The organism is Pseudomonas sp. GD03858, assembly GCF_029840925.1.
GTDB lineage: Bacteria > Pseudomonadota > Gammaproteobacteria > Pseudomonadales > Pseudomonadaceae > Aquipseudomonas.
Genome location: NZ_JAOCDM010000086.1, coordinates 1 through 24,516, shown reverse-complemented (window position 1 = coordinate 24,516; position 24,516 = coordinate 1). Strand labels below are relative to the sequence as shown.

Genomic DNA, 24,516 nt, shown 5'->3' with positions numbered 1-24,516 from the left:
CAAATGAATGCGCATACAACTTTCAAAACAAACCAACAAACCAACAAACCAACAAACCAACAAACCAACAAACCAACAAACCACAGAATGCAAAAACGCCAGAAGTTCATCTATAAACCCCTGGCGCCCGAAAACCAGACCAGACATCAACCAAACGGCCGCAGCCCCTGCTTCATCCCAAACAGAAACAACAAAAGATCATGATCCGGCTCAGCCCGCGCCACCTGCCCAGGTTTCACCTCACGAGGCGCAGCACACACCCCACCGACCTCAGCCTTGCTGAACACCGTTGGCCTAGGCTGCTCCCAGGCCGCCGCCGCCGCGGTCGTGACCGCCAACGCCGCCACCAGGAACAAAGCTCGAGCGATTTCTAGTTTCATTGCTCTAACCCTTTGACAGCGCTGCCAAACGCCATTTGGTAAAAGTAGAGCAAAGTCTGCCATTCCGCGTCGTTGAACGACGAATGGCGCCGCAACTGACGCAGGTCGTTGTACGCCGCTCGCTGGCAACGAATACGTCGCCGGCACTTCTCCAGATCCAGCAACGCAACCTCGGCCCGGGCCTGCTCACCCTCGCCGATCACCTTGACGAACACGTGCTTGCCATACAGACAGCCGTGCTGCCAATGCCCCAGGTGCATGCGCGCCAGGTTGTCGGCCAGGTCCTTGAGCATGCGCTCGTGCACCACCTGCGCATAGCGTTCGCGGGCACCTTCGGCGTGCCAGGTGTCCAGGTCGACGAACCCATCCAGCGCCTCGCTCACCAGTAGCGCACGCCACTGGTGATCGTCGTCACGCTCGGCACCGGCATAGACGATGCGCGGTACCCGCACCCCGAGTTGCTCGAAACTGTGCAGGGCATCGAGCTCACGCAGCACCGTCGGCCGCCCGAACGGATGCAGCAGGCTGCGATAGATATGCCCAACCTGGCGCTTGGCATACAGCAAGTGACCGTCGGCGTCGCTCAGCCGCTGCACGCCACTTTCACCGCCACGCCGTTGGTTGGGTTCCTCGACCCACTCCCCCTGCTGCTGCCAGTAATACGCGAACTGGCTGGAATCTTTCTGGGCTACCGCCATCAATCTCTACCCCTTGCGCAATACATACACTCGCCACATGGCATAGAACGGCAGGAAGTCGAGACGTTCCTGGATTCTGAAACCAGCCGAGGTAAATTCTTCTTCTACTGTAGCCGCCGGTAACACGAAGCGGTTCTGGTAGCTGTCCTGCTTCGTTCTGGTGCTGCGTCGCGCCTCGAGTTTCTTGCGCCGCCACGCCTTGAAATTGCCATCCACCCACAGCGAGAGAATCACGCTGTCTCGGCTAACACGTTGAAATTCCGAAAGAATCGCTTTGCGATGAGCCGGATCGCCGATGTGGTGGAACAACCGCATGCAAAAGATGCTGTCCACCGCGTTGTCCGGCAGGTCGATCGCAAAGGCGGAAGTCTGCAAAGGGCGTACCCGCGCCACCACCTCTGGCGGTTGTGCCGCACAGGCTGTCTCGATCATCGCGGCCGAGTTGTCGGCGCCGATGATCACGCGGTTGGCCTTCTCCGCCAGCAACGGCCAGAAACGCCCGGCGCCACATGGCAGGTCGAGCACCAGCCCCGGTTCCCCGGCCAACGCCAGTGCGCGACGCGCCAACTGCTCGTCACGCTGGTGGGAAAGACGACGGGCCAGGCCATCCTGGTGCTTGAGGAAGTACTCACGGGCATGGTCCCGGTCGTATTTTTCCGAGAACTCAAGTTTGATGGGGCTACGCATTGGGCATCTCCTGACTCGATGCGCCCACCTTAGGCAGGTGAGCGTTGGTTTCAGGTCATGCCCATGTGAAAAATCTGTCAGCACACACGCCAGGTGTTACAGAAAGTTAACCCGGATCCAATACTTCCTGCGCCACCTTGGTGCCCTGGCTCAGATCCACCTGGAAGCGGCAGCCATGGGGCAGCGTCGCCGTCAGGGTCACGCGCCAGCCCTGGTCGTCGCAGATCCGCTGCACCAGCGACAGGCCAAGCCCCAGCCCTTCCCCGCGGCGCTCGTCGCCACGCACGAAAGGCCGGAACATCGCCTCGCGCTGCTCCTCCGGAATACCCACGCCGCTGTCTTCGACACAGAAACCCGTGGGCTCCAGACTCAGGCGAATGTAACCCGTATCGGTGTAGTGCGCGGCATTGCGCAGCAGGTTGCCCATGACCGACTGCAGGAAAGTGGCGTTGTACAGTACCGGGCTGGCGCTGACCCGACCATCGTAGTAAAGCGTCAGGCCCTTCTGTTCGATGGTGTCGCGCCATACGCCGATCAGGTCGTCGCCCACCTCGCGCAAGGTCGCGCGCGACGCGATGGCGCCTTCGTCATGCTGGGCACGAGCAAGCATCAGGAAGGTCTTCACCAGCTCACGCATCTCCTCGGTCGCTCGGGCGATGCGCTCGACCTGGCTGCGCGAGCGGGTGTCGAGGTTGGGGTTCTCCATCAACAGCTCACAGGACGTGGCCAGCACCATCAACGGCGTACGCAGTTCATGACTGACGTCACTGGTGAACAAGCGCTCACGGGTCAGGGCGTCACGCAGGCGCCCAAGGGTGTCGTCGAAGGCCACGGCCAGCTGGCCGACTTCGTCCGCGGCGTAGTCCGGCGCCAGCGGCGGCGCCAGGCCCAGCAACTGATCGCGGTGACGCACCTGCCGTGCCAGGCGGATAACCGGCGCCATCACCCGCCGAGCCAGCAGCCAGCCGAGAATCACGGCGAGCGCCAGGCTGAGCACGAAGCCCACCACCACCACGGCGAACAGTACCCGCTCGCGCTCCTCGAAATCGCTCTGGTCCTGCAGCAGCACATAGCGCCGGCCATCGACGATCTCGACCATGGCGTGGTACGAAAGCTGGTCGCGGAACACTTCGTGGAACCCCGCATCCAGATGGCGCAGGTCCTTGGGCAGTTCGAAGTCGTCGCGCCCGCCACTGAAATAGAACAGCTGGTCCGGGCGCGGCCGATGGCTCCAGTCGCTGACGCTGTCCATGCGCAGCAGGCGCTGCAGGTCGCCCCCCAGAACCGAGGAAATCAGCCGCTCCTCCACCAGGTGGACGGTGGCGACGATGCCGAAGGCGAAAGCCCCGGCGACCAGCGCGCTCATCAGTGCAAAGGCGATGATGATGCGCTGGGCAAGACTTTGCCTAAACTCCATCGCGGCCCTCGGCGAGGCGATAGCCGACGCCATGGACGGTATGCAGCAGCGGTTTGTCGAAGGGTTTGTCGATCACCTGGCGCAACTGGTGGACATGGCTGCGCAGACTGTCGCTGTCCGGGCAGTCATCGCCCCACAGCGCTTCTTCCAGTACTTCTCGGCGCAGCACATGGGGGCTCTTCTGCATCAGCACGGCGAGCAGCTTGAGGCCGACCGGATTGAGCTTGAGCAGGCGCCCCTGGCGGGTGACCTCGAGGGTATCCAGGTCGTAGCTCAGGTCGGCGACCTGCAGCGCGCGTCGGCCACCGCCCTGGGCACGACGCAGCACCGCCTCGATGCGCGCGGCCAGCTCGGACAGGGCGAATGGCTTGAGCAGGTAATCATCGGCCCCGGAGCGGAAGCCTTGCAGGCGGTCATCCAGTTGGTCACGGGCGGTGAGCATGATCACCGGCGTGTCGCGACGCGCATCCTCGCGCAGGCGCTTGCACAGCGTGTAGCCGTCGATGCCGGGGAGCATGATGTCGAGCACGATCAGGTCATAGTGCTCGGTAGCGGCCAGATGCAGGCCGGACAGGCCATCCTGGGCACAATCGACGGTGTAGCCTTTCATGCCGAGGTAGTCGGCCAGGTTGGCAAGGATATCGCGGTTGTCTTCAACCAAAAGAATGCGCATGGGGTCTCCTGTGCGGCGCTTCGCCGGGCGCGGCAGGCGCAGCTTACGGCCAATGCCCGCATGGTGCCATGCCCTGGGCCGAAATCACCGAACTTGACAGTTTTTTCACTGATCATTCACGCACACAGGATAGCGGGCGCCTGACAATGCACGGTCTTTTCCATCCTCTGGAGTCACCATGCAGGCATCCGTCCGCCCTCGCCCGATCAATCCGTGGCTGTATCTGGGCATCCCTTTCGTCACCGCAGCGGCATTGCTCCTGCTCGAATGGACGTCGCTGGACATGGATGTGGCCAACCTGTTCTACGACCCGGCTGCCGGCCAGTTCATCGGTCGCCACAGCTACCTGCTGGAGACCATCCTGCATGACCGGGTCAAGCAGGGCGTGATCGTCTTCGGGCTGCTGGCCGTGGTCGGCTTCGTCCTGAGTTTCTTCTGGAAACGGCTGGTGGGCTGGCGCCGCGAGCTGGGTTGCCTGGTGTTGGCGCTGGGGCTGTCGACCGCCTTCGTCACGCCGCTGAAGAAGGTGACCCAGGTGCAATGCCCGTGGAGCCTCACCCAGTTCGGCGGCAAGGAGACCTACAGCAAGCTGCTGGAGGCGCGCCCTGCCACCGACAAGCCCGGACTGTGCTGGCCGGGTGGGCACGCCGCGACCGGGTTCTGCCTGTTCGGCCTGTTCTTCATGCTGCGCGACCGCCGTCCGCGCCTGGCACGGGTGGCGCTGGCGGTGGCCTTCGTGGCCGGTTCGGTGCTGTCGGTCGGACGGATGATGCAGGGCGCGCACTTCCTGTCGCACAACGTGTGGACGGCGGTGTTCTGCTGGCTGATCGGGCTGGGGTCGTACTACCTGATCCTGTACCGGCGTGGCCTCGTGGAAGTGCCAGCCGTCGAGCGCAACGTCGCCTGATTCGCGGGTAAACCCGCTCCCACAGGGATCGCGCCATACCTGTGGGAGCGGGCTTGCCCGCGAAGAGGCCGGTACAGAAAAACGAAAAGCCCCGGTTCTCGCGAACCGGGGCTTTTCCTGGTACAGGGGGTAAGGCTGGCTTACATCATGCCGCCCATGCCACCCATGCCGCCCATGTCAGGCATGCCAGCAGCTGGCTTGTCTTCCGGCAGGTCGGCGACCATGGCTTCGGTGGTGATCATCAGACCGCCGATCGAAGCAGCAGCTTGCAGGGCCGAACGGGTGACCTTGGCTGGGTCCAGGATACCCATCTCGATCATGTCGCCGTATACGCCGGTAGCAGCGTTGTAGCCGTAGTTGCCCGAACCTTTCTTGACGTTGTCGGCGACAACGCTTGGCTCGTCGCCGGCGTTGGCGGTGATCTGGCGCAGCGGCGCTTCGACCGAGCGGCGCAGCAGGGCGATACCGACGTTCTGGTCTTCGTTGTCGCCTTTCAGGTCACCGATGGCAGCCAGGGCGCGAACCAGGGCAACACCACCGCCAGGCACCACGCCTTCTTCGACGGCTGCACGGGTAGCGTGCAGGGCGTCTTCGACGCGGGCTTTCTTCTCTTTCATTTCAACTTCGGTACCGGCACCGACCTTGATCACGGCAACACCGCCAGCCAGCTTGGCCAGGCGCTCTTGCAGCTTCTCACGGTCGTAGTCCGAGGAAGTCTCTTCGATCTGGGCACGGATCTGCTTGACGCGTGCTTCGATGTCGGCGTCCGAACCGGCGCCGTCGATGATGGTGGTGTTTTCCTTGGACAGGATGACGCGCTTGGCGTTACCCAGGTGCTCCAGGGTGGTGGTTTCCAGGGTCAGGCCGATTTCCTCGGAGATGACCTGGCCGCCGGTCAGGGTGGCGATGTCCTGCAGCATGGCCTTGCGGCGGTCGCCGAAGCCAGGTGCCTTGACCGCGGCGACCTTGACGATGCCACGCATGTTGTTGACCACCAGGGTGGCCAGGGCTTCGCCTTCGACGTCTTCGGCGACGATCAGCAGCGGACGGCCAGCCTTGGCGACAGCTTCCAGCACTGGCAGCAGCTCGCGGATGTTGGAGATCTTCTTGTCGACCAGCAGCAGCAGCGGGCCTTCCAGCTCGGCAACCATGGTGTCCGGCTTGTTGACGAAGTACGGCGACAGGTAACCACGGTCGAACTGCATGCCCTCTACGACGGACAGTTCGTTTTCCAGGCCCGAGCCTTCCTCGACGGTGATCACGCCTTCTTTACCGACCTTTTCCATGGCTTCGGCGATGATTTCACCGATGGAGGTGTCGGAGTTGGCGGAGATGGTGCCTACCTGGGCAATGGCCTTCGAGTCGGCGCATGGCTTGGACAGGTTCTTCAGCTCGACGACGATGGCGGCGGTGGCCTTGTCGATGCCGCGCTTCAGATCCATCGGGTTCATGCCGGCAGCGACGGCTTTCAGGCCTTCGTTGACGATGGCCTGGGCCAGGACGGTGGCGGTGGTGGTGCCGTCACCGGCAGCATCGTTGGCCTTGGAAGCGACTTCCTTGACCAGCTGGGCGCCCATGTTCTCGAAGGCGTCCTTGAGCTCGATCTCTTTGGCGACGGAAACGCCGTCCTTGGTGATGGTCGGAGCGCCGAAGCTCTTGGCCAGGACTACGTTGCGACCTTTCGGGCCGAGGGTGGCCTTGACGGCGTCAGCCAGAACGTTGACACCAACCAGCATTTTCTTACGAGCGGAATCGCCGAATTTTACGTCTTTAGCAGCCATGATCGTTTAATCCTTGGAAATCTTTGGAGTAACGGGAAGTCGGGGAAATCAGCCTTCGATGACGGCGAGGATTTCGTTCTCGGCCATGACCAGCAGGTCTTCACCATCGACTTTCACGGTGTTGCTGCCCGAGTAAGGGCCGAAAACCACTTTGTCACCCACTTTCACGGCCAGCGCGCGCACTTCGCCATTGTCCAGGATGCGACCGGTGCCGACGGCGACGACTTCACCGCGGTTTGGTTTTTCAGCGGCCGAACCCGGCAGGACGATACCGCCAGCGGTTTTCGATTCTTCTTCGCTGCGACGGATGACGACGCGGTCATGCAGAGGACGAAGCTTCATTGTCGATCTCTCCCAAATTGTGGTTTTCATCGGCCGGTGTCAGCACCGGCAGGTTGATGCGGTCCGGCGTTGCCGGTCAGGGCCCGCAAGGGGCGAACCCTGTGTGTCATGTCCGGTGAACTCACCGGAAACCTTGCGGTGACCACTACATGAGGCCGCCTTGTTCGATTACAAGGCTTTGAAAGGAAATTTTTTCACTTCATTTCAACGAGCGAGTGACGTTACTTGTCGCGACGCTCGTACTCGCCTTCGATCACATTGGGGCGCTGGCCGCCATCACGCGGCTGCGCCTGGAACGGGTCATCCCGGAACGCCCGCTGGCGCATGGCCTGTTCCTCGGCGCGGCGGCGCAACCGGCCGGCCACCAGGCGACGGGTGAACGGCAGCAGGCACAGCACGCCCAGCACATCGCTGATGAAGCCAGGCAGCAGCAGCAGGCCGCCACCGACGGTGAGCATCAGACCCTGGAACATGTCCTCGGCGGGCAGCTCGCCGCGCTGCAGGCTCTCACGGGCACGCAGGGCGGTGGCCAGGCCGGCCACGCGCATCACCAGCACACCCAGGGCGGAGCCGGCGATGATCAGCAGCAGCGCCGGGAAGAAACCGATGGCGGCGCTGACCTTGACGAAGACGAACAGCTCCAGCACCGGAAAAAGCAGTAACAGCAATAGAAAAGCACGCATCAAGGATTCCTCGACGGAAGAGAATCTTCCTGTAAGACCATCAGATGGATGCCTCGACGCCTGTTTTCAACCCTCGACGCTCTGCGCAACCGGCCACTGGTCTGTGCGAGCAAGCAAAACCAAGGCTTCGCGGACTTGTGTCGGCGTGTTGCAAGTGCTCGGGAAGGCCAGCCAGTACACCCCCTGGCCGATACGCAGGTGCATGCCTTCGCTGTCGATGCCGACCATTTCGGCGGGCGCTGCGCGCGGCAGGTCGGTCAGCTCGACGTAATGAGCGATGGCGTTGGCGTGATCGCTGTTCATGTGCTCGATCATGCTGGCCTCGGCCTTGCCGGCAAAGGGGTTGGCCAGGGTCACCTGATCGAGCCAGTGGATCGCGCCGAAGCCGCCGATGTAGCGGTGGCGTACCGGCTCCAGCACCCAGAAATCGAAGTCGTGGGCCTTGTGGTAGTTCGCCGATTCGGGGAAGTAGCGGTAGTAGCGGGCCGCGGCGGCTTCGATGGCGGCTTCATCGGTCAGCTTGCGCGCCTCGGCCATCACCGTCAGGCGGCCGACCGCCTGGACGTCCTCGGCGTCGCGCTCGCCCACCAGCAGCGAACACTTGGCATCCTTCTGCAGGTTATGGGTGTGCTGGGCGATGCGGCTGATGAGAATCAGCGGATGGCCCTCGGCATCCAGGCAGTAAGGCACCACCGACCCGAAGGGATAGCCGGGCATGGACTTGGAGTGGGTGGAAAGGACGCCGCGGTACTCCTTGAGCAGCAGTTCCCGGGCGGGGCGAAGGGCGTTGGTACTCACTGAATAGGCTCCTGGCGGCGGACTGGATGGGTGACAAGATAAGCATTATCACCCTGCCCTGCCACTGGGTCTGCTGCGCAGGCCGGCTCACGTATGGGCTTGCCCGAACATCAAAACCTACGCATATCCCTGTAGGAGCGGCCTTGTGTCGCGATAGGGCTGTGCAGCAGCCCCAGGATCTCAGCGACAAGGCAGACATTGCCGGGGCCGCGTTGCGGACCTTTCGCGACACAAGGCCGCTCCTACAAAGAGCACGCACAGCGCGTTACCGGATCGACTTACCAGGTAACGCCAAACCCTGCGGTATAGCGAGTCTTGTCCAGGTCGCTGTCGCTGGTGCCCTTGATCAGGTCCTTCTCTGCCTTGAGGTTGAGCGAAGCCCACTCGGTCACCTTGTAGCGCAGCCCCATCTCGGCATCCAGCGAGTAGTCGGCCACGCCGCCCAGCGGCTTGCCGAATTCGCCATTGGTGAAGAACTCCACCTTCTTGCCGATCAGGTAGCGGTTGTAATCCCATTTCACCGCGGCGGAATAGAAGTTGTCCTTGCCACCATCGCGGTATTCGAAATCGGTGCGGTTGATCAGCGATCCCAGCGAGAACGCGCCCAGCTCGTTGTCCCAGAACTGGTAGCCCGGACCGGTACCGACGGTACGCTGGCGGGCCAGGTCCTCGATCTGGTCGCGCTTGTACTCCAGACGCCCCTGCCAGAACCACTTGTCGGTGATGAAGCGGTCGAGGGCATACTCGGCGCTCCAGTTGTTGGTGGTGGTGACATCGTCCTTGGTCTCGCGGTTGTATTCGCCTTCGGCGTTGTGGCGCCAGCGACCGTGGCGGGCCGTGGTCTTGAAGCTGATGTCATAGTCGTCGCTGTCGGTCTCGGCACGCTTGTAGTCCATCGCCACATCGACGTTGCCCTTCCACAGCAAGTCCTCGACCACCGGCCGGGGCTTCATGATCTGTTCGATGCTGGCCAGTTCGACGGTCTTGGGCGCATCACCGTTGGCCAGCGTCACCTTGCCCGGCTCGGCGGCCTTGAGCGACTTGGCCTTCTCGCCGGAGTAAGCGTCCTGCTTGACCAGCAGCTCCTGGTCGCTCTCCAGTGTCTGCACCTGTTTCCAGTCCAAAGCGATCGAGCCGCCATAGGGCGTCTCCAGCAGCAGCTTGCCGCCGTCGAAGACCTTGATCTTGCCGCTCAGGCGGTCACCGTTCTTCATCCACACGGTGTCGGCAAGCACGGGGGTACAGAGAGACGCGGCGATGAGGCAAAGCAGGGTTCTAGAAGACATAAGCGCAATACGGGTTCGATTCGACGAAAAAGCCGGGCATTATCCAGATACCGACAACCTGAGCAAGGACAGACCCAAGACCATGCCGATGAGTTCCACTCGCATTTGCCCGGACCGCCTGTCCGATTTCATCCGCAGGCCAGGTACGCCGTGATGTCCATGCCACCGCCCTCCCCGCCGGAAGACGCCGAAGCCCGACGAATGGCGCTGTACTCGGTGCTCGGCCAAGTGCCATCCGGCAAGGTGGTCAGCTACGGCCAACTGGCCGACCTGGCGGGCCTTGGCCGCGCCGCTCGCTGGGTCGGCCGCACCCTCGGCCAGCTGCCGAGCGACACCCGCCTGCCCTGGCATCGGGTCATCGGTGCCGGTGGGCGCCTGAGCCTGGCCCTCGGCACGCCATCGGGCGACGAACAGCGCGCCCGGTTGCGCGCAGAAGGCGTGAATGTAGCCAATAATCGTGTGGATATGGCGCGCCATGGCTGGCGCCCGATGGAGCACAGCGGTTAGAGTGCGCGCTTTGTTTTCGCAAACCTTGAGGCAGATGTTGGCCCATGCCCCGTAAAACCTGGCGCGCTGCGCTCGCTGCCTATGCCAGCCCGTCAACTTTGGTGCTTTTGCTGCTCGGATTCGCCGCCGGCCTGCCCTACATGCTGGTGTTCTCGACGCTGTCGGTCTGGTTGCGCGAGGCGGGCGTGGCGCGCGAGACCATCGGCTACGCCAGCCTGATCGGCCTGGCCTATGCCTTCAAGTGGGTCTGGTCGCCGCTGCTCGACCAATGGCGCCTGCCGTTGCTCGGCGGCATGGGCCGTCGCCGCTCATGGCTGCTGCTGTCGCAGATGCTGGTGGTACTCGGGCTGATCGGCATGGGCTTTTGCGACCCGCAGAAGCATCTGTCGTGGCTGATCGCCCTGGCCGTGCTGGTGGCCTTCGCCTCGGCCACCCAGGACATCGCCGTCGACGCCTACCGCCTGGAGATCGCCGACGATCAGCGCCAGGCCGCGCTGGCCGCCAGCTACATGGCCGGCTATCGGGTCGCGGCCCTGCTCGCCACCGCCGGCGCGCTGTTCTTCGCCGAGTGGTTCGGTTCCACCGGTTTCAGCTACCTGCACGAAGCCTGGACCGGCACCTACGTGCTGTTCGGCGTGCTCATGCTGCCCGCGGTGTTCACCACCCTGGTGATGCGCGAACCGCCCGTGCCCCTGCGCACCCAGCTGTCGGCCGCCCGCTATGGACTGATGCACCAGTTGGCGTCGGTGTTCGTGCTGATCATCCTGCTGGTCTCGGTGCCAGCCAGCTTCACCCAGATGTTCAACACCGACTGGGCGAGCGTGGTGTTCGGTGACTCGACCATGCTCGACCTGCTGCTCGAGGACCGTGCCTTCCTGCGCCTGATCCTCTATGTACTGCTGACCTGGGCCTGCCTGTCGTCCCTGGGCCGGCGCGGCCTGGCGCCGGTGCTCACGCCGGTCAACGACTTCATCGCGCGCTACCGCTGGCAGGCGCTGCTGCTGCTCGGGCTGATCGCCACCTACCGCATGTCCGACACGGTGATGGGCGTGATGGCCAACGTGTTCTATATCGACATGGGTTTCACCAAGGACCAGATCGCCAGCGTCAGCAAGATCTTCGGCCTGATCATGACGCTGGTCGGCGCCGGTGCCGGTGGCCTGCTGATCGTGCGCTTCGGCATCCTGCCGATCCTGTTCATCGGCGGTGCGGCGTCGGCGGCCACCAACATCCTGTTCCTGATGCTGGCCGACATGGGGCCGAACCTGGAAATGCTGGTGGTGACCATTTCCCTGGACAACTTCAGTTCGGGCCTGGCTACGTCGGCCTTCGTCGCCTACCTGTCGAGCCTGACCAACCTGAAGTTCTCGGCCACCCAGTACGCGCTACTGAGCTCGATCATGCTGTTGCTGCCACGTTTGATCGGTGGCTATTCCGGGGTGATGGTGGAGAAGTTCGGTTACCACGACTTCTTCCTGGTCACCGCGTTGCTGGGCGTGCCGACGCTGATCCTGATCGCCCTGCACTGGCGGCAGGAAGTCGGGCGGGGAAAGCCGGTGCCGGTGGAGAGTCCGGCGGCTGAACAAAACTAGACCTTCACCGGCCTTATCGCGGGGCAAGCCCGCTCCCACGCAGTCAGTCGTTCAGTCTGAAATACGTGGGAGCGGGCTTGCCTCGCGATGTTTCTACTGTGTCACAGCCCCTTCCCCCGAACGCCCGCCCACGACGAACCACAACGGCCACAGCGCCAGCGCGCCCGCCACGCCTGCGGCCAGGGCGAAGTGCATCAGGCTCGCGCCCGCGCCGAGCATCGCCAACACCGCGCCCCCCAGCCCCAGCAAGGCGATGGTGATCATGCCCAGCATCGCCGACACCAACCCCTTGCTCTGCTCGCTGGAAAACAGCGTCATGCGATACAGCACCGCGTTGGCCACGCCCAGCCCCAGGGCATACAGCGACATGCCGGCCACCACGCTGGTCACCGTCGGCCAGCACCAGGTCGCCAGGAGCATCAGGCTCAAGCCTGCCAGGTACGGCCATAGCGCGCCCCGGACCAGCGTCGGCAACGGATAGCGATCGGCGATGCGGTTGATGATCAGGTTGCCAAGGATCAGCCCGGCGAACACCGGCAACTGCCACAGCGCGTACGCCATCGTGCTCAGTCCCTCGTCGTGGATCAGCAGTACCGGCGACAGACCGATCCAGCCGATCAGCGGCAGCCCCACCAGCCCCAGCGCCGCGCTACCGGCGACGAAGCGCCGATTGCCCAGCAACTGGCCGTAGCCGGCGAGCAGCGGCAACAGGTGAATCGGCGTGAACGGCAGGCGCGAACCATCGCGGCGCTCCACGCCAAGGGTTTCCGGCATCAATCGGTACAGCAGCAGCCAGCACAGCACCGCGCCCGCGGCGAAGGCCACGAACAGCCAGCGCCAGTCCAGCCACTGCAGCATCAGGGTACCCACCAGCGGACCTAGCAGCGGCGACAGCAGGGCGATGTTGGCCAGCAGCGCCATCATGCGCACGGCGTCGGCCTCGCTGAATGCTTCGTTGAGCGCCGGGTAGCTGACCGTGACCACGAAGCCCAGGCCGATGCCTTGCAACAGACGCAGCAGGTTGAACAGGCCGATGTCATGGACCCAGAAGGTCGCCAGGCAGGCCAGGCCAAAGAAGATGCAACCGCCCAGCAACAGCGGACGCCGACCATAACGGTCGGCCAGCGGGCCGATCAGCCATTGCAGGACCACCCCGCCCAGCAGGTACAGGTTCAGGGCATGGGGAATGTATTCGGGGCTGGCCCGCAGGTCACCGACCACCACCGGCATGGCCGGCATGACCGCGTCGCTGGCCAGGTAGGTCAGCAACTCGAACAGCGCCAGGGTCAGGCCGAACAGCAAGGCGCGCAACGGGGTGATATACAGCAGAGGTTTCATGGCGGACATCGGGTTGGTAGGCAGGATCAGGGTATATGCCAGATATGGCGGCCCCTGGCTGTGAACAAGTGTAAGGGTCTTGAAAAGCATCGCGGGGCAAGCTCGCCCCCACATGGCCAGTACCGGTCTTGTGGGAGCGGGCTTGCCCCGCGATGGGAAGCGACGCGGCGTTACTGAACCGCCGCCTCCTGCACCACGCGAATCACCCGCTGCGGGAACGGAATATCGATTCCCTCGGCCTTGAGCCGGTCACGGGCATGCTCGTTGAGCATGAACAGCACGTCCCAGTAGTCGGCGGTCTTGGTCCAGATGCGCAGCGACACGGTGATCGAGCTGTCGCCCAGGGTCGAGATCACCGCCTGTGGCGCCGGGTCTTGCAGCACGCGAGGGTCCTGCGCCAGCTCCAGCAGCACGTTGCGCGCCTTCTGCAGGTCGGCCTCGTAGTCCACGCCCACATCGAACACCACCTTGCGGGTCGGCTGGCGATTGGTGTTGGTGATGATGCCGTTGGACAGCGCGCCGTTGGGCATGATCACTGTCTTGTTGTCGCCGGTGCGCACCACGGTGTGGAAGATCTGGATGCTGTCCACGGTGCCTGCGACACCTTGCGCCTCGATCCAGTCGCCGATGCGGAACGGGCGGAACATCAGGATCAGCACGCCACCGGCGAAGTTCGCCAGGCTGCCCTGCAAGGCCAGGCCGATGGCCAGGCCGGCGGCACCGATGGCGGCGACGAACGAGGTGGTCTCGATGCCGATCATCGACGCCACGCTGACCATCAGCAGGACCTTCAGCACGATGTTGGCCAGGCTGCTGATGAAACCCTGCAGGGCCACGTCGGCACGCAGGCCGACCAGCTTGCCCAGGCGCGTGCTGAGCTTGTTGATGATCCACCAGCCGATGGCCAGTGTCAGCAGCGCCAGAACCAGGCGGCTGCCGTATTCCATGATCAAGGGAATCCAGGTTTGCGATTGGCGGACCAGCTGATCGACTTCAGCGTTCAAATCCATGTTTATCTCCTGATGCCGAACGGCAAGTACACAATGAAGCAGACCGCGACGAGTCGGCGGCCCGGGCCCCGATGGACATCACTGCGCCATCAAGGTTCCGGGCCGAGCCATGATCAGTCGCGGAAGTTGTTGAACTGCAGCGGCATGTCGAATTCCTTGGTGCGCAGCAAGGCGATGGCCTCCTGCAGGTCGTCGCGCTTCTTGCCGGTCACGCGCACCTGCTCGCCCTGGATGGCGGCCTGGACCTTGAGCTTGCCATCCTTGATGGTGGCGACGATCTTCTTGGCCAGGTCCTTGTCGATGCCTTCGCGGAACTTGGCTTCCTGTTTCTTTTCCTTGCCGGAGGCGTAGGGGTCCTTGGTTTCCAGGCATTTGACGTCGATCTTGCGCTTGACCAGCGCCAGGCGCAGGATTTCCAGCATCGCCTCGAGCTGGAACTCTTCCTCGGCGGTCAGCAGCACGGTCTGCTCCTTGTCCTTGAACTCGAAGGTGCCCTTGCCCTTGAGGTCGTAACGGCGGTCGAGGTCCTTGATGGCGTTGTCGACGGCGTTCTGCACTTCGTGCTTGTCCAGTTCCGATACCACGTCGAACGAAGGCATGGATGATCTCCAGAAAAAAAAGCGCGCTCGGTCTGAAGATGGAGCGCGTCGGGTTTGATGGTTAAAATGCGGACTCATTATAACGGGTTGCGAAACGCAGATGAGCAGCACCTGGCATATTCTCGGCGCCGGCAGCCTCGGCAGCCTCTGGGCCTGCCGCCTGGCCCGCGCCGGCAAGGCGGTCCGCCTGATCCTGCGTGACCAACAGCGCCTGGCCGCCTATGAGCACGGCGGCGGGCTGACCCTGGTCGAACAGGACGGCGTCCACCACTACGCGATCCCTGCGGAGACTGCCGACGCCCCCGGCCCGATCCATCGCCTGCTGGTCGCCTGCAAGGCCTACGACGCCGCGCCGGCCGTGGCCCAGCTGGCCCCGCGGCTGGCCAACGGCGCCGAGCTGGTGCTATTGCAGAACGGCCTGGGCAGCCAGGACGAGGTCGCCGACCAGGTACCCCACGCCCGCTGCATCTTCGCCTCCAGCACCGAGGGCGCGTTCCGCGAGGCCGACTGGCAGGTGCGCTTCGCCGGCCACGGTTTCAACTGGCTGGGCGACCCGGCCAATCCCAATGTCCCGTCCTGGTTCGAAGAACTGCACGCCGCCGGCATCCCGGCCCAGTGGGCGCTCGATATCCCCACCCGCCTGTGGCGCAAGCTGGCCCTCAACTGCGCGATCAACCCGCTCACCGTGCTGCACGACTGCCAGAACGGTGGCCTGCTCGGCCACCTGGCCGAGGTCGACCAGCTGTGCGACGAACTGGCCGGCCTGCTGCGCCGTTGTGGCCAGCCCGAAGCTGCCAACGATCTGCACGAGGAAGTACAGCGGGTGATCCTCGCCACCGCGGCCAACTACTCTTCCATGTACCAGGACGTCCGCCAAGGCCGGCGCACCGAGGTCCATTACCTGCTCGGCCACGCCTGCCGCGTCGCTGCACGGCATGGCGCCAGCGTGCCGCACCTGGAAAAGTTGCGCCGGCGCCTGGTGGCAAACCTCGAGGCGCGCGGCTTGCGCAGCGACTGACGCCCTTATCCACAGGACAGGACACCTCTTCACCCATGACCCTGCGTCAACGCCTGGAAAACCTGCCGGTCGGGCAGAAACTGCTGGCGGCCCTGCTGGTGCTGCTGGTGACCATCCTGCTGGTGGCCAACCTGGCCTTCATCAGCGCCGCCTACTGGATCACCCAGGAAAGCATGGCGCCCCAGGCCCTGCAGACCATCGGCAAGCTGGTCTCCAACCCGCAGCTGTCCGCGCGCGCCGGCGACTCGGCAGAGAACGCCACGGCGCTGCTCAAGGAACTCGATAGCTACTCGCCGCTGCGCGCCGCCGCCATCTACGGCGGCGACGGGCAGATGCTGGCCCAGCTGCAGCATGGCGACCCGCTGACCCTGCCCAAGCGCTACCGCAACATCGACGGCTGGCGCCTGATGGAGTTTCGCAGCACCCAGCTGATCCGCCTGCCGCGCAACGCCGCCCCGCCCGCGCACCTGCTGCTGGTGGCCAGCAGCGAGCTGCCCACCGCCTTCTACACCGGCACGCTCTCCGCCAGCCTGGCCATCCTGGTGTTCAGCGTGCTGCTGTGGCTGGTCATCGCCCGGCAGATCAAGCGCCTGATCACCGTACCGATCAACCGCCTCCAAGAGCTGACACGCCAGGTCACCCGCGAGGAGAGCTACGCCCTGCGCGCCCAGCGCGGCAACGACGACGAGATCGGCGGCCTGGCCGACGCGTTCAACACCATGCTTTCGCGCATCGAGGCCCGCGAACAGCAGCTCAAGCGTACCCGCGACGAGTTCCAGAGCGCCTACGACCAGGCTCAGGGCCTGGCCGAGGAAACTCGCCACACCAACCGCAAGCTGGAACTGGAAGTCCAGGTGCGCAGCAAGATCGAGAAGAAGCTCACGGGCTTTCAGAACTACCTGAACAGCATCATCGACTCCATGCCCTCGGCGCTGATCGCCCTCGACGAACAGCTCTACGTCACCCAGTGGAACCACGAGGCCACGGTGCTTTCCGGCACGCCGCTGGACGAGGCGCTGAACCAGCCCATCTTCCTCGCCTTCGAACCGCTCAAGCCGTTCCTGCCGCAGCTCAAGGAGAGCGTGGAGAAACACCGGGTGGCCAAGATCGAGCGGGTCACCTGGCCCAAGGGCGAGGACCTGCGCCACTATGCCCTGACCTTCTACCCGCTGATGGGCGGTGGCGGACGCGGCGTGGTGATCCGCATCGACGACATCACCCAGCGCCTGTCGCTGGAAGAGATGATGGTGCAGTCGGAGAAGATGCTCTCGGTCGGCGGCCTGGCCGCCGGCATGGCGCACGAGATCAACAACCCGCTGGGCGCCATCCTGCACAACGTGCAGAACATCCGCCGACGCCTGTCGCCGGACCTGCCGCGCAACCAGGAGCAGGCCGTCGAACAGGGCATCGACCTGCAGAGCGTCAACCGCTACCTGGAAAGCCGCGAAGTGCCGCAGTTGCTCGATGGCATCCAGCAGGCCGGGGCACGGGCCGCCAAGATCGTCACCCACATGCTCAGTTTCAGCCGCCGCAGCAACCGCCAGCTGGTTCCGTGCGACCTGCCGGCGTTGATCGACCAGGCCGTGGAGATCGCCGGCAACGATTTCGACCTGGCCATCGGCTTCGACTTCAAGGGCCAGGCCATCGTCCGCCAGTTCGACCCGCAACTGGGACCGGTGCCCTGCACCGCCAACGAGCTGGAGCAGGTGCTGCTCAACTTGCTGAAGAACGCCGCCCAGGCCATCCACCAGCGCCCGCAACCGAGCGAACCGGGGCGCATCACCCTGCGTACCCGGCTGAACCCGCCCTGGGCGGAGATCCAGGTCGAGGACAACGGCGTGGGCATGCCCGAGGCCGTGCGCAAACGCACCTTCGAACCGTTCTTCACCACCAAGGAGATCGGCCAGGGCACCGGGCTTGGGCTGTCGGTGTCGTACTTCATCATCACCAACAACCACAAGGGGCAGATGGAAGTGCAGTCCACGCCCGGCCAGGGCACCTGCTTCACCCTACGCCTGCCCCTCGGCCAGCCGGCCACCACCAAGACGGAGACATGACATGGGCTATCGCCTGTCGAAGATCTACACCCGCACCGGCGACAAAGGCGAAACCGGCCTGGGCGACGGACGCCGGGTGCCCAAGGACCATCCGCGGATCGAGGCGATCGGCGAGGTGGACAGCCTCAATAGTCAGCTGGGCGTCCTGCTGGCCGGGCTGGCCGAGGCGGGTCTTGGCGAACTGATCGAGGTGCTGGCGCCTTGTCAGCACCGTTTGTTCGACCTCGGTGGGGAGCTGGCGATGCCCAGCTACCAGGCGTTGAACATTGCCGAGGTGGAGCGCCTGGAAGCGGCGATCGACCGCTGGAACGAAGAGCTGGGGCCGCTGAAGAATTTCATCCTGCCTGGCGGCTCGATGCTGGTGGCCCAGGCGCATGTTTGTCGCAGCGCGGCGCGGGCGGCGGAGCGGCGGTGCCAGCAGTTGAATGCGCTGGAACCACTGGACGGGGTGGGGTTGGCCTACATCAACCGAGTGTCGGACCTGCTGTTCGTCGCGGCCCGGATCATTGGGCGGCGCCAGGGTGTGGACGAGGTATTGTGGCAGCCTGCGCCTAAACCTGAGGCCTGAGACTGCTGGGGCTGCTGCGCAGCCCATCGCGACACAAGGCCGCTCCTACAGGTATCGCGCAGACGTTGAATACTGCTCGATACCTGTAGGAGCGGCCTTGTGTCGCGATGGGCCGCAAAGCGGCCCCAACTACTCAGATCTCAGGCCAGAACGCCCGAATCCCCGCCACGCCCTGCGCCCCAACCTCCCAGGCCCGCTCCCGCTCACCAGGCCCGACCCCGCCCAGCAGGAACACCGGATGATTGATCCCGCCGATCAGCCGTTGCGCCTCATCCCATCCTAGCGGTACCGCCTCGGGATGGGTCTGGGTCGGCTGCACCGGCGACAGGGTGACGAAGTCCACCCCCATCTGCTCGGCCAGCGCCAGTTCCTCGGCGCTGTGGCAGGACGCCGCCAGCCAGCGCTCTTTCGGGAACGGCCGGCCCCTGGCGGCGTACTTGCGCAGCTGCGCGGCGGTCAGGTGCCAGCCGGCCGACGGGAAGTCGCCCAGCCATTCCAGCGGCCCCTTGAGCATCAGTTGGGCCTTGCCCGCGCACAAGCCGACCGCATCCACCGCCACATCGCGGTACTTGGGGTCGTACATGTCCGGCGCGCGCAGCTGGATCAGCTTGATACCGCTGGCAACGGCCTTCTGGATGCCCTTGAGCAGCTCTGGCACTTCCAGCCCGTCCGGAGTGATCAGGTACTGGTCGGGCAGGCGCGCCGCGGCGACGATCGGCTTGTTGGCCTCGGGGAACTCATATTGGCCAAGGTCACGCGGTGCTACCCAGGCCAGGGGCTGCCCCTCGGCGCCATGGGGCTCGCCGGTAAAGGCGTGCACTTCACGCACATCCAGCAGCACCTGCTTGTCCGGATAGTCGTGGCTGACCTTGATCAACGGCCGCGATCCTGCGACCTCGATACCCAGCTCCTCGCGCAGCTCGCGGGCCAGCGCCGCCTCGACGCCCTCGCCCTCCTCCACCTTGCCGCCAGGGAATTCCCACAGGCCACCCTGGTGCTGGGTATCGGCACGGCGGGCGATCAGGATGCGACCGTCAGCACCACGGATGACCGCTGCCACTACATGAATCCGTTTCACCCTTCACGCTCCGCCAGGCCAGCTTTCTGCCAGGCCTGGAAGGCCGGCCATTGGTAGATGGTCTCGATGTACGCGGCCGCTTCGGCCGGCACCGCGACACGGTAGGTGCGCAGGCGCACGGCCACGGGGGCGAAGAACGCATCGGCCAGGGTCGGACGGCCGAACAGGAACGGCCCCTTGTCCTTGGCGACCACTCGGCATTCGTTCCACAAGGCAACGACACGGTCGATATCGACCTGCACGTCCAGTGGCACCTCATCCAGTGCCTGGTCGCGGGAAAGGTCGAACGGCATGTTGCCGCGCAGGGCGAAGAAGCCGCTGTGCATCTGCGCGCAGGCCGAGCGCGCCTGGGCACGGGCGGCGATGTCTTCAGGCCATAGGCGAGCCTGCGGGTGCTGTTCGTTGAGGTATTCGGCGATGGCCAGGGAGTCGGCGATCACGCCGTGCTCGGTCTTGAGCAGCGGCACCTTGCCGGTCGCCGAGAACGCGAGGATGCGCTGGCGGGTGTCGGGCTGGTTGAGTTTGATCAGGGTTTCTTCATAAGGGACGCCGGCCAGCTCGAGGGCCAGGGCGCCGCGTAGCGACCAGGAGGAATACAGCTTGTCGCCGATGATCAGGTGATAGCTCATGATTGGGCTCCAGCGGATTCGGGATATTGGGGCTGCTGCGCAGCCCTTTCGCGACACAAGGCCGCTCCTACAGGAGATCGCGTGCTCTTGTAGGAGCGGCCTTGTGCCGCGAAAGGGCCGCAGAGCGGCCCCAGTTACATCAAGTGCGGTATTCGGCGTTGATCTTCACGTACTCGTGGGACAGATCGGTGGTCCAGATGGTTTCGCTGCACTGGCCACGGCCCAGTTCGATGCGGATGGTGATCTCCTCCTGGGCCATCACCTTCGAGCCCTGCTCTTCGGTGTAGCTCGGGCTGCGACCGCCCTTGCTGGCGATGCAGACCTCGCCCAGGTACACATCGATCAGGCTGACATCCAGTGCCGGCACACCAGCCCGGCCGACCGCGGCGAGAATCCGGCCCCAGTTGGGATCGGAGGCGAACAGCGCGGTCTTGATCAGCGGCGAGTGGGCCACGGCGTAGCCCACGTCCAGGCACTCCTGGTGGTTGCCGCCGCCGTTGACCTGCACGGTGACGAACTTGGTGGCGCCTTCGCCGTCGCGGACGATGGCCTGGGCCACCTCCATGCAGACTTCGAACACCGCCTTCTTCAGCGCCTCGAACAGCGCACCGCTGGCCTCGGTCACCTCCGGCACATCGGCCTGGCCGGTGGCGATCAGCATGCAGCAGTCGTTGGTCGAGGTGTCACCGTCGATGGTGATGCGGTTGAACGACTTGTTGGCACCGTCGAGGATCAGGTCCTTCAGCACGGCCGGTGCGACCTTGGCGTCGGTGGCGATGTAGCCGAGCATGGTGGCCATGTTCGGGCGGATCATGCCCGCGCCCTTGCTGATGCCGGTGACCGTGATGGTCTTGCCGTCGAACTGGAACTGGCGGCTGGCGCCCTTGGGCAGGGTGTCGGTGGTCATGATGCCGGTGGCGGCTTCGGCCCAGTGGTTTTCCGACAGGTTGTCCAGGGCAGCCTGCAGCGCGCCTTCGATCTTCTCGACTGGCAGCGGCTCGCCGATAACGCCGGTGGAGAACGGCAGCACGGATTCAGCCGGCACGCCGGCCAGCTCGGCCAGCTTGGCGCAGGTGCGCTCGGCCGCGGCCAGGCCTGGCGCGCCAGTGCCGGCATTGGCGTTACCGGTGTTGGTCAGCAGGTAGCGCACGGTACCCTGCACGCGCTGCTTGGCAAGAATGACAGGCGCCGCGCAGAAGGCGTTGAGGGTGAACACGCCGGCGACGCTGGAGCCTTCGGCGCAGCGCATCACCACCACATCCTTGCGCCCGGGGCGCTTGATGCCCGCCGAGGCGATACCGAGTTCGAAACCGGGAACCGGATGCAGGGTGGGCAGGGGACCAAGACCAACAGCCATTAGAGCGCTCCTAGAAAATTGTGGGGAATTAGGGGGCGCTTTGCGCCCCTTTCGCGGCACAAGGCCGCTCCTACAGGGTTCTTGCGATTCCTGTAGGAGCGGCCTTGTGCCGCGCAGGGCTGCAACGCAGCCCCGGGATCTCAAGCCAGTGGCGAATTCAGATCATTCAATCTGACCATGGCAATGCTTGAACTTCTTGCCCGAACCACACCAGCACGGCTCGTTGCGGCCCAGCTTCATGTCGTTGCGAACCGGTGCCGAGGCCACGGCGACTTCAGCGCCCTCCTCGGCCGCCTGCGCGCCTTCCAGGCCCGGCGCGGCGGCATGCTGGAACTGCATGCGGCTGGCGAGTTCCTCGGCCTCGCGGCGCAGACGCGCTTCTTCCTCGACCGGATCTTCGCGACGCACCTGGACGTGCGACAGTACGCGGATGGTGTCGCGCTTGATCGAGTCCAGCAGTTCCTGGAACAGGGTGAACGACTCGCGCTTGTACTCCTGCTTCGGGTTCTTCTGCGCATAGCCACGCAGGTGAATACCGTGGCGCAGGTGATCCATGGTCGACAGGTGGTCTTTCCACAGATCGTCCAGCACGCGCAGCAGGATCTGCTTCTCGAAGGTACGCAGCGCGTCCTCGCCGGCCTGGTCCTCTTTCTCGTTGTAGGCGCTGGTGATCTCGCTCATCAGCTTCTCGCGCAGGGTCTCTTCGTAGAGCTTGTCGTCCTCGTCGAGCCACTGCTGGATCGGCAGCTTCATGGCGAAATCGCTGGCCAGCGAGGCCTCCAGGCCGGCCACGTCCCACTGCTCGGGCAGCGATTGCGGCGGGATGTGCTGGCTGATGGTGGCATCGAGCACTTCCTGGCGGAATTCACCGATGGTGTCGCCGATGTTGTCGGCGGCGAGCAGGCTGTTGCGCATGTGGTAGATCACCTTGCGCTGTTCGTTGGCCACGTCGTCGTATTCGAGCAGTTGCTTGCGGATGTCGAAGTTACGGCCTTCGACCTTGCGCTGCGCCTTCTCGATCGCGTTGGTCACCATGCGGTGCTCGATGGCCTCGCCGGACTGCATGCCGAGCGCCTTCATGAAGTTCTTCACCCGGTCGGAGGCGAAGATGCGCATCAGGCTGTCTTCCAGCGACAGGTAGAAGCGGCTGGAACCGGCGTCGCCCTGACGGCCGGCACGGCCACGCAACTGGTTGTCGATACGACGCGATTCGTGGCGCTCGGAGGCGATCACGTGCAGGCCACCGGCCTCCAGTACCTGCTGGTGACGCTTCTGCCAGTCGGCCTTGATCTGGGCGATCTGTTCGGCGGTCGGGTTGTCCAGCGCGGCCACCTCGGCCTCCCAGTTGCCGCCCAGCAGGATGTCGGTACCACGACCGGCCATGTTGGTGGCGATGGTCAGGGCGCCTGGAGCACCTGCTTGCGCGATGATCTCGGCTTCCTTCTCGTGGTACTTGGCGTTCAGGACCTTGTGATCGATACCTTCCTTCTTGAGCAGGTTGGACATGTGCTCGGAGGTTTCGATGGTCGCGGTACCGACCAGGACGGGACGGCCCTGGGCCATGCTTTCCTTGATGTCGGCGATGATCGCGGCGTACTTCTCGTCGGCAGTCAGGTACACCAGGTCGTTGAAGTCCTTGCGGGCCAACGGCTTGTTCGGTGGGATGACCATCACGTTGAGGGCGTAGATCTGGGCGAACTCGAACGCCTCGGTGTCAGCGGTACCGGTCATGCCGGACAGCTTGGTGTAGAGGCGGAAGTAGTTCTGGAAGGTGGTCGAGGCCAGGGTCTGGCTCTCTGCCTGGATATTCAGGTTTTCCTTCGCTTCGATGGCCTGGTGCAGGCCTTCGGACAGGCGGCGACCCGGCATGGTACGACCGGTGTGCTCGTCGATCAGCAGGATCTGGCCTTCCTGGACGATGTACTCGACGTTGCGGTGGAACAGCTTGTGCGCGCGCAGGCCGGCATAGACGTGGGTCAGCAGGCTCAGGTTGTGCGCCGAGTACAGGCTCTCGCCTTCGGCCAGCAGGCCGGACTGGGTGAGCATGTCCTCGATGAACTGGTGACCGGCCTCGTTCAGTTCGACCTGACGGCTCTTCTCGTCGATGGTGTAGTGACCTTCCTGGGTGACCTGGCCTTCGACTTCCTCGATGTGCTGGGTCAGGCGCGGGATCAGGCGGTTGATCTCGATGTACAGCTTGGAGCTGTCCTCGGCCTGGCCGGAGATGATCAGCGGGGTACGCGCTTCGTCGATGAGGATCGAGTCGACTTCGTCGATCACCGCGAAGTTCAGCTCGCGCTGGAACTTCTCGTCCTGGCTGAACGCCATGTTGTCGCGCAGGTAGTCGAAACCGAATTCGTTGTTGGTGCCGTAGGTGATGTCGGCGGCATAGGCGGCGCGCTTTTCTTCCGGCGGCTGGAACGCCGAGACGATGCCGACATTGAGGCCGAGGAATTCGTACAGCGGACGCATCCAGTTGGCGTCGCGGCGGGCCAGGTAGTCGTTGACCGTGACCACGTGCACGCCCTTGCCGGACAGCGCGTTGAGGTACACGGCCAAGGTACCGACCAAGGTCTTGCCTTCACCGGTGCGCATTTCTGCGATCATGCCCTCGTGCAGGGTCATGCCGCCGATCAGCTGGACATCGAAGTGGCGCATGCCCATCACGCGCTTGCCGGCCTCACGGGCCACGGCGAAGGCTTCGGGCAACAGCTGGTCGAGGGTTTCGCCTTTGGCCAGGCGCTCCTTGAACTCTGCGGTCTTGCCCCGCAGCTGCTCGTCGGAGAGGGCCACCATCTTCTCTTCGAAGGCATTGACGGTGCTCACCGTCTTGAGCATGCGCTTGATTTCACGCTCGTTCTTGCTTCCAAAAAGTTTTTTTAACAAAGGCGCAAACATATCGGCAGGATCTTCCACACGTAGGGATGGAGGGCGGCCCCATGAGTCGCCCGTGCAGCCCTGAGGCCGCATGCGAACGAGCATTCTACCCGGAAACGAGAGTGAGGAAAGTGGTGGATTTCCACGATGCTGGCACAGCGTTTTTCAGGGGCCTGACTAACATAGGGGCTTTTCGCGCAAGTTCAAGGTGCGCGAGGATGAAACGTATCGAGA

Annotated in this window: 23 protein-coding genes; 6 read left to right on the top strand and 17 right to left on the bottom strand. The window is 64.1% G+C overall.

Annotation, left to right across the window (positions count from 1 at the left end):
- Positions 1-146 precede the first annotated feature (146 nt).
- The 5 genes from N5D48_RS19275 to colR all read right to left on the bottom strand — a co-directional run bounded on the left by N5D48_RS19275 (position 147) and on the right by colR (position 3,855).
- The gene (locus N5D48_RS19275; RefSeq protein ID WP_279887202.1) at positions 147-380 is read right to left on the bottom strand and encodes a hypothetical protein; all 234 of its coding nucleotides are present in this window, start codon (positions 378-380) and stop codon (positions 147-149) included.
- Positions 377-1,078 (bottom strand): lipopolysaccharide kinase InaA family protein, encoded by a 702-nt coding sequence (locus tag N5D48_RS19270; protein WP_279887200.1) that lies wholly within the window; start codon positions 1,076-1,078, stop codon positions 377-379. The genes N5D48_RS19275 and N5D48_RS19270 overlap by 4 nt, the downstream gene beginning before the upstream one ends.
- A gap of 6 nt (positions 1,079-1,084) precedes the next feature.
- A complete protein-coding gene (locus N5D48_RS19265; protein ID WP_279887198.1) occupies positions 1,085-1,765 on the bottom strand; it encodes a class I SAM-dependent methyltransferase in 681 nt (226 codons plus the stop codon).
- 106 nt (positions 1,766-1,871) lie between these two features.
- Entirely contained in the window at positions 1,872-3,182 is a 1,311-nt protein-coding gene (locus N5D48_RS19260) for a HAMP domain-containing sensor histidine kinase (protein ID WP_279887196.1), read from the bottom strand.
- A complete protein-coding gene (gene colR, locus N5D48_RS19255; protein ID WP_279805076.1) occupies positions 3,172-3,855 on the bottom strand; it encodes a two-component system response regulator ColR in 684 nt (227 codons plus the stop codon). Before colR ends, N5D48_RS19260 begins: the two co-directional genes overlap by 11 nt.
- Before the next feature lie 178 nt (positions 3,856-4,033).
- Here colR and N5D48_RS19250 point away from each other — a divergent pair, with 178 nt between their 5' ends.
- A complete protein-coding gene (locus tag N5D48_RS19250) occupies positions 4,034-4,762 on the top strand; it encodes a phosphatase PAP2 family protein (protein WP_279887194.1) in 729 nt (242 codons plus the stop codon).
- Between the two features lie 140 nt (positions 4,763-4,902).
- Here the strand turns inward: N5D48_RS19250 and groL are convergent, their stop codons facing one another.
- From groL to N5D48_RS19225, 5 genes are all read right to left on the bottom strand, one after another.
- Entirely contained in the window at positions 4,903-6,543 is a 1,641-nt protein-coding gene (groL, locus tag N5D48_RS19245; RefSeq protein WP_279887192.1) for a chaperonin GroEL, read from the bottom strand.
- Positions 6,544-6,591: 48 nt separating this feature from the next.
- Positions 6,592-6,885 (bottom strand): co-chaperone GroES, encoded by a 294-nt coding sequence (locus tag N5D48_RS19240; RefSeq protein ID WP_003260750.1) that lies wholly within the window; start codon positions 6,883-6,885, stop codon positions 6,592-6,594.
- Between the two features lie 221 nt (positions 6,886-7,106).
- Positions 7,107-7,568 carry an FxsA family protein gene (locus N5D48_RS19235; protein WP_279887191.1) on the bottom strand — a complete coding sequence of 154 codons (462 nt, stop codon included), beginning with the start codon at positions 7,566-7,568 and terminating at the stop codon, positions 7,107-7,109.
- Positions 7,569-7,634: 66 nt separating this feature from the next.
- Positions 7,635-8,366 carry a DUF2470 domain-containing protein gene (locus tag N5D48_RS19230; protein ID WP_279887190.1) on the bottom strand — a complete coding sequence of 244 codons (732 nt, stop codon included), beginning with the start codon at positions 8,364-8,366 and terminating at the stop codon, positions 7,635-7,637.
- A gap of 278 nt (positions 8,367-8,644) precedes the next feature.
- Complete coding sequence (locus tag N5D48_RS19225) at positions 8,645-9,652, bottom strand: DUF481 domain-containing protein (RefSeq protein WP_279887189.1); 1,008 nt, start codon at positions 9,650-9,652, stop codon at positions 8,645-8,647.
- A 153-nt stretch (positions 9,653-9,805) separates the two neighbouring features.
- On the opposite strand from N5D48_RS19225, the gene N5D48_RS19220 reads away from it, so the two are divergent.
- Together N5D48_RS19220 and N5D48_RS19215 are read left to right on the top strand one after the other, a co-directional pair.
- Complete coding sequence (locus N5D48_RS19220) at positions 9,806-10,159, top strand: MGMT family protein (protein ID WP_279887188.1); 354 nt, start codon at positions 9,806-9,808, stop codon at positions 10,157-10,159.
- Positions 10,160-10,203: 44 nt separating this feature from the next.
- Positions 10,204-11,751, top strand: a complete 1,548-nt coding sequence (locus N5D48_RS19215) for an AmpG family muropeptide MFS transporter (protein WP_279887187.1) — start codon at positions 10,204-10,206, stop codon at positions 11,749-11,751.
- Between the two features lie 93 nt (positions 11,752-11,844).
- On the opposite strand, the gene N5D48_RS19210 is transcribed toward N5D48_RS19215, so the two are convergent.
- The 3 genes from N5D48_RS19210 to N5D48_RS19200 all read right to left on the bottom strand — a co-directional run bounded on the left by N5D48_RS19210 (position 11,845) and on the right by N5D48_RS19200 (position 14,698).
- On the bottom strand, positions 11,845-13,089 hold the full coding sequence (locus N5D48_RS19210) for an MFS transporter (protein WP_279887186.1): 1,245 nt from the start codon (positions 13,087-13,089) through the stop codon (positions 11,845-11,847).
- A 170-nt stretch (positions 13,090-13,259) separates the two neighbouring features.
- Positions 13,260-14,099, bottom strand: a complete 840-nt coding sequence (locus tag N5D48_RS19205; RefSeq protein WP_279887185.1) for a mechanosensitive ion channel family protein — start codon at positions 14,097-14,099, stop codon at positions 13,260-13,262.
- 113 nt (positions 14,100-14,212) lie between these two features.
- On the bottom strand, positions 14,213-14,698 hold the full coding sequence (locus N5D48_RS19200; protein WP_011535522.1) for a YajQ family cyclic di-GMP-binding protein: 486 nt from the start codon (positions 14,696-14,698) through the stop codon (positions 14,213-14,215).
- Positions 14,699-14,798: 100 nt separating this feature from the next.
- Here N5D48_RS19200 and N5D48_RS19195 point away from each other — a divergent pair, with 100 nt between their 5' ends.
- Genes N5D48_RS19195 through N5D48_RS19185 form a run of 3 tightly spaced genes read left to right on the top strand, consistent with a single transcriptional unit; the run spans position 14,799 to position 18,341 of the window.
- A complete protein-coding gene (locus N5D48_RS19195) occupies positions 14,799-15,716 on the top strand; it encodes a putative 2-dehydropantoate 2-reductase (protein ID WP_279887184.1) in 918 nt (305 codons plus the stop codon).
- Between the two features lie 35 nt (positions 15,717-15,751).
- Positions 15,752-17,773, top strand: a complete 2,022-nt coding sequence (locus tag N5D48_RS19190) for an ATP-binding protein (RefSeq protein WP_279887183.1) — start codon at positions 15,752-15,754, stop codon at positions 17,771-17,773.
- Position 17,774: 1 nt separating this feature from the next.
- Positions 17,775-18,341, top strand: a complete 567-nt coding sequence (locus N5D48_RS19185; RefSeq protein WP_279887182.1) for a cob(I)yrinic acid a,c-diamide adenosyltransferase — start codon at positions 17,775-17,777, stop codon at positions 18,339-18,341.
- A gap of 133 nt (positions 18,342-18,474) precedes the next feature.
- Here N5D48_RS19185 and N5D48_RS19180 read toward each other — a convergent pair whose 3' ends face one another.
- The 4 genes from N5D48_RS19180 to secA all read right to left on the bottom strand — a co-directional run bounded on the left by N5D48_RS19180 (position 18,475) and on the right by secA (position 24,303).
- Positions 18,475-19,419, bottom strand: a complete 945-nt coding sequence (locus N5D48_RS19180; RefSeq protein WP_279887181.1) for a Nudix family hydrolase — start codon at positions 19,417-19,419, stop codon at positions 18,475-18,477.
- Positions 19,416-20,048: a glutathione S-transferase family protein gene (locus tag N5D48_RS19175; protein ID WP_279887180.1), complete on the bottom strand. Its 633-nt coding sequence runs from the start codon at positions 20,046-20,048 to the stop codon at positions 19,416-19,418. The genes N5D48_RS19180 and N5D48_RS19175 overlap by 4 nt, the downstream gene beginning before the upstream one ends.
- 139 nt (positions 20,049-20,187) lie before the next feature.
- The gene (argJ, locus tag N5D48_RS19170; protein ID WP_279887179.1) at positions 20,188-21,405 is read right to left on the bottom strand and encodes a bifunctional glutamate N-acetyltransferase/amino-acid acetyltransferase ArgJ; all 1,218 of its coding nucleotides are present in this window, start codon (positions 21,403-21,405) and stop codon (positions 20,188-20,190) included.
- Positions 21,406-21,567: 162 nt separating this feature from the next.
- On the bottom strand, positions 21,568-24,303 hold the full coding sequence (gene secA, locus N5D48_RS19165; RefSeq protein WP_279887178.1) for a preprotein translocase subunit SecA: 2,736 nt from the start codon (positions 24,301-24,303) through the stop codon (positions 21,568-21,570).
- Positions 24,304-24,516 lie beyond the last annotated feature (213 nt).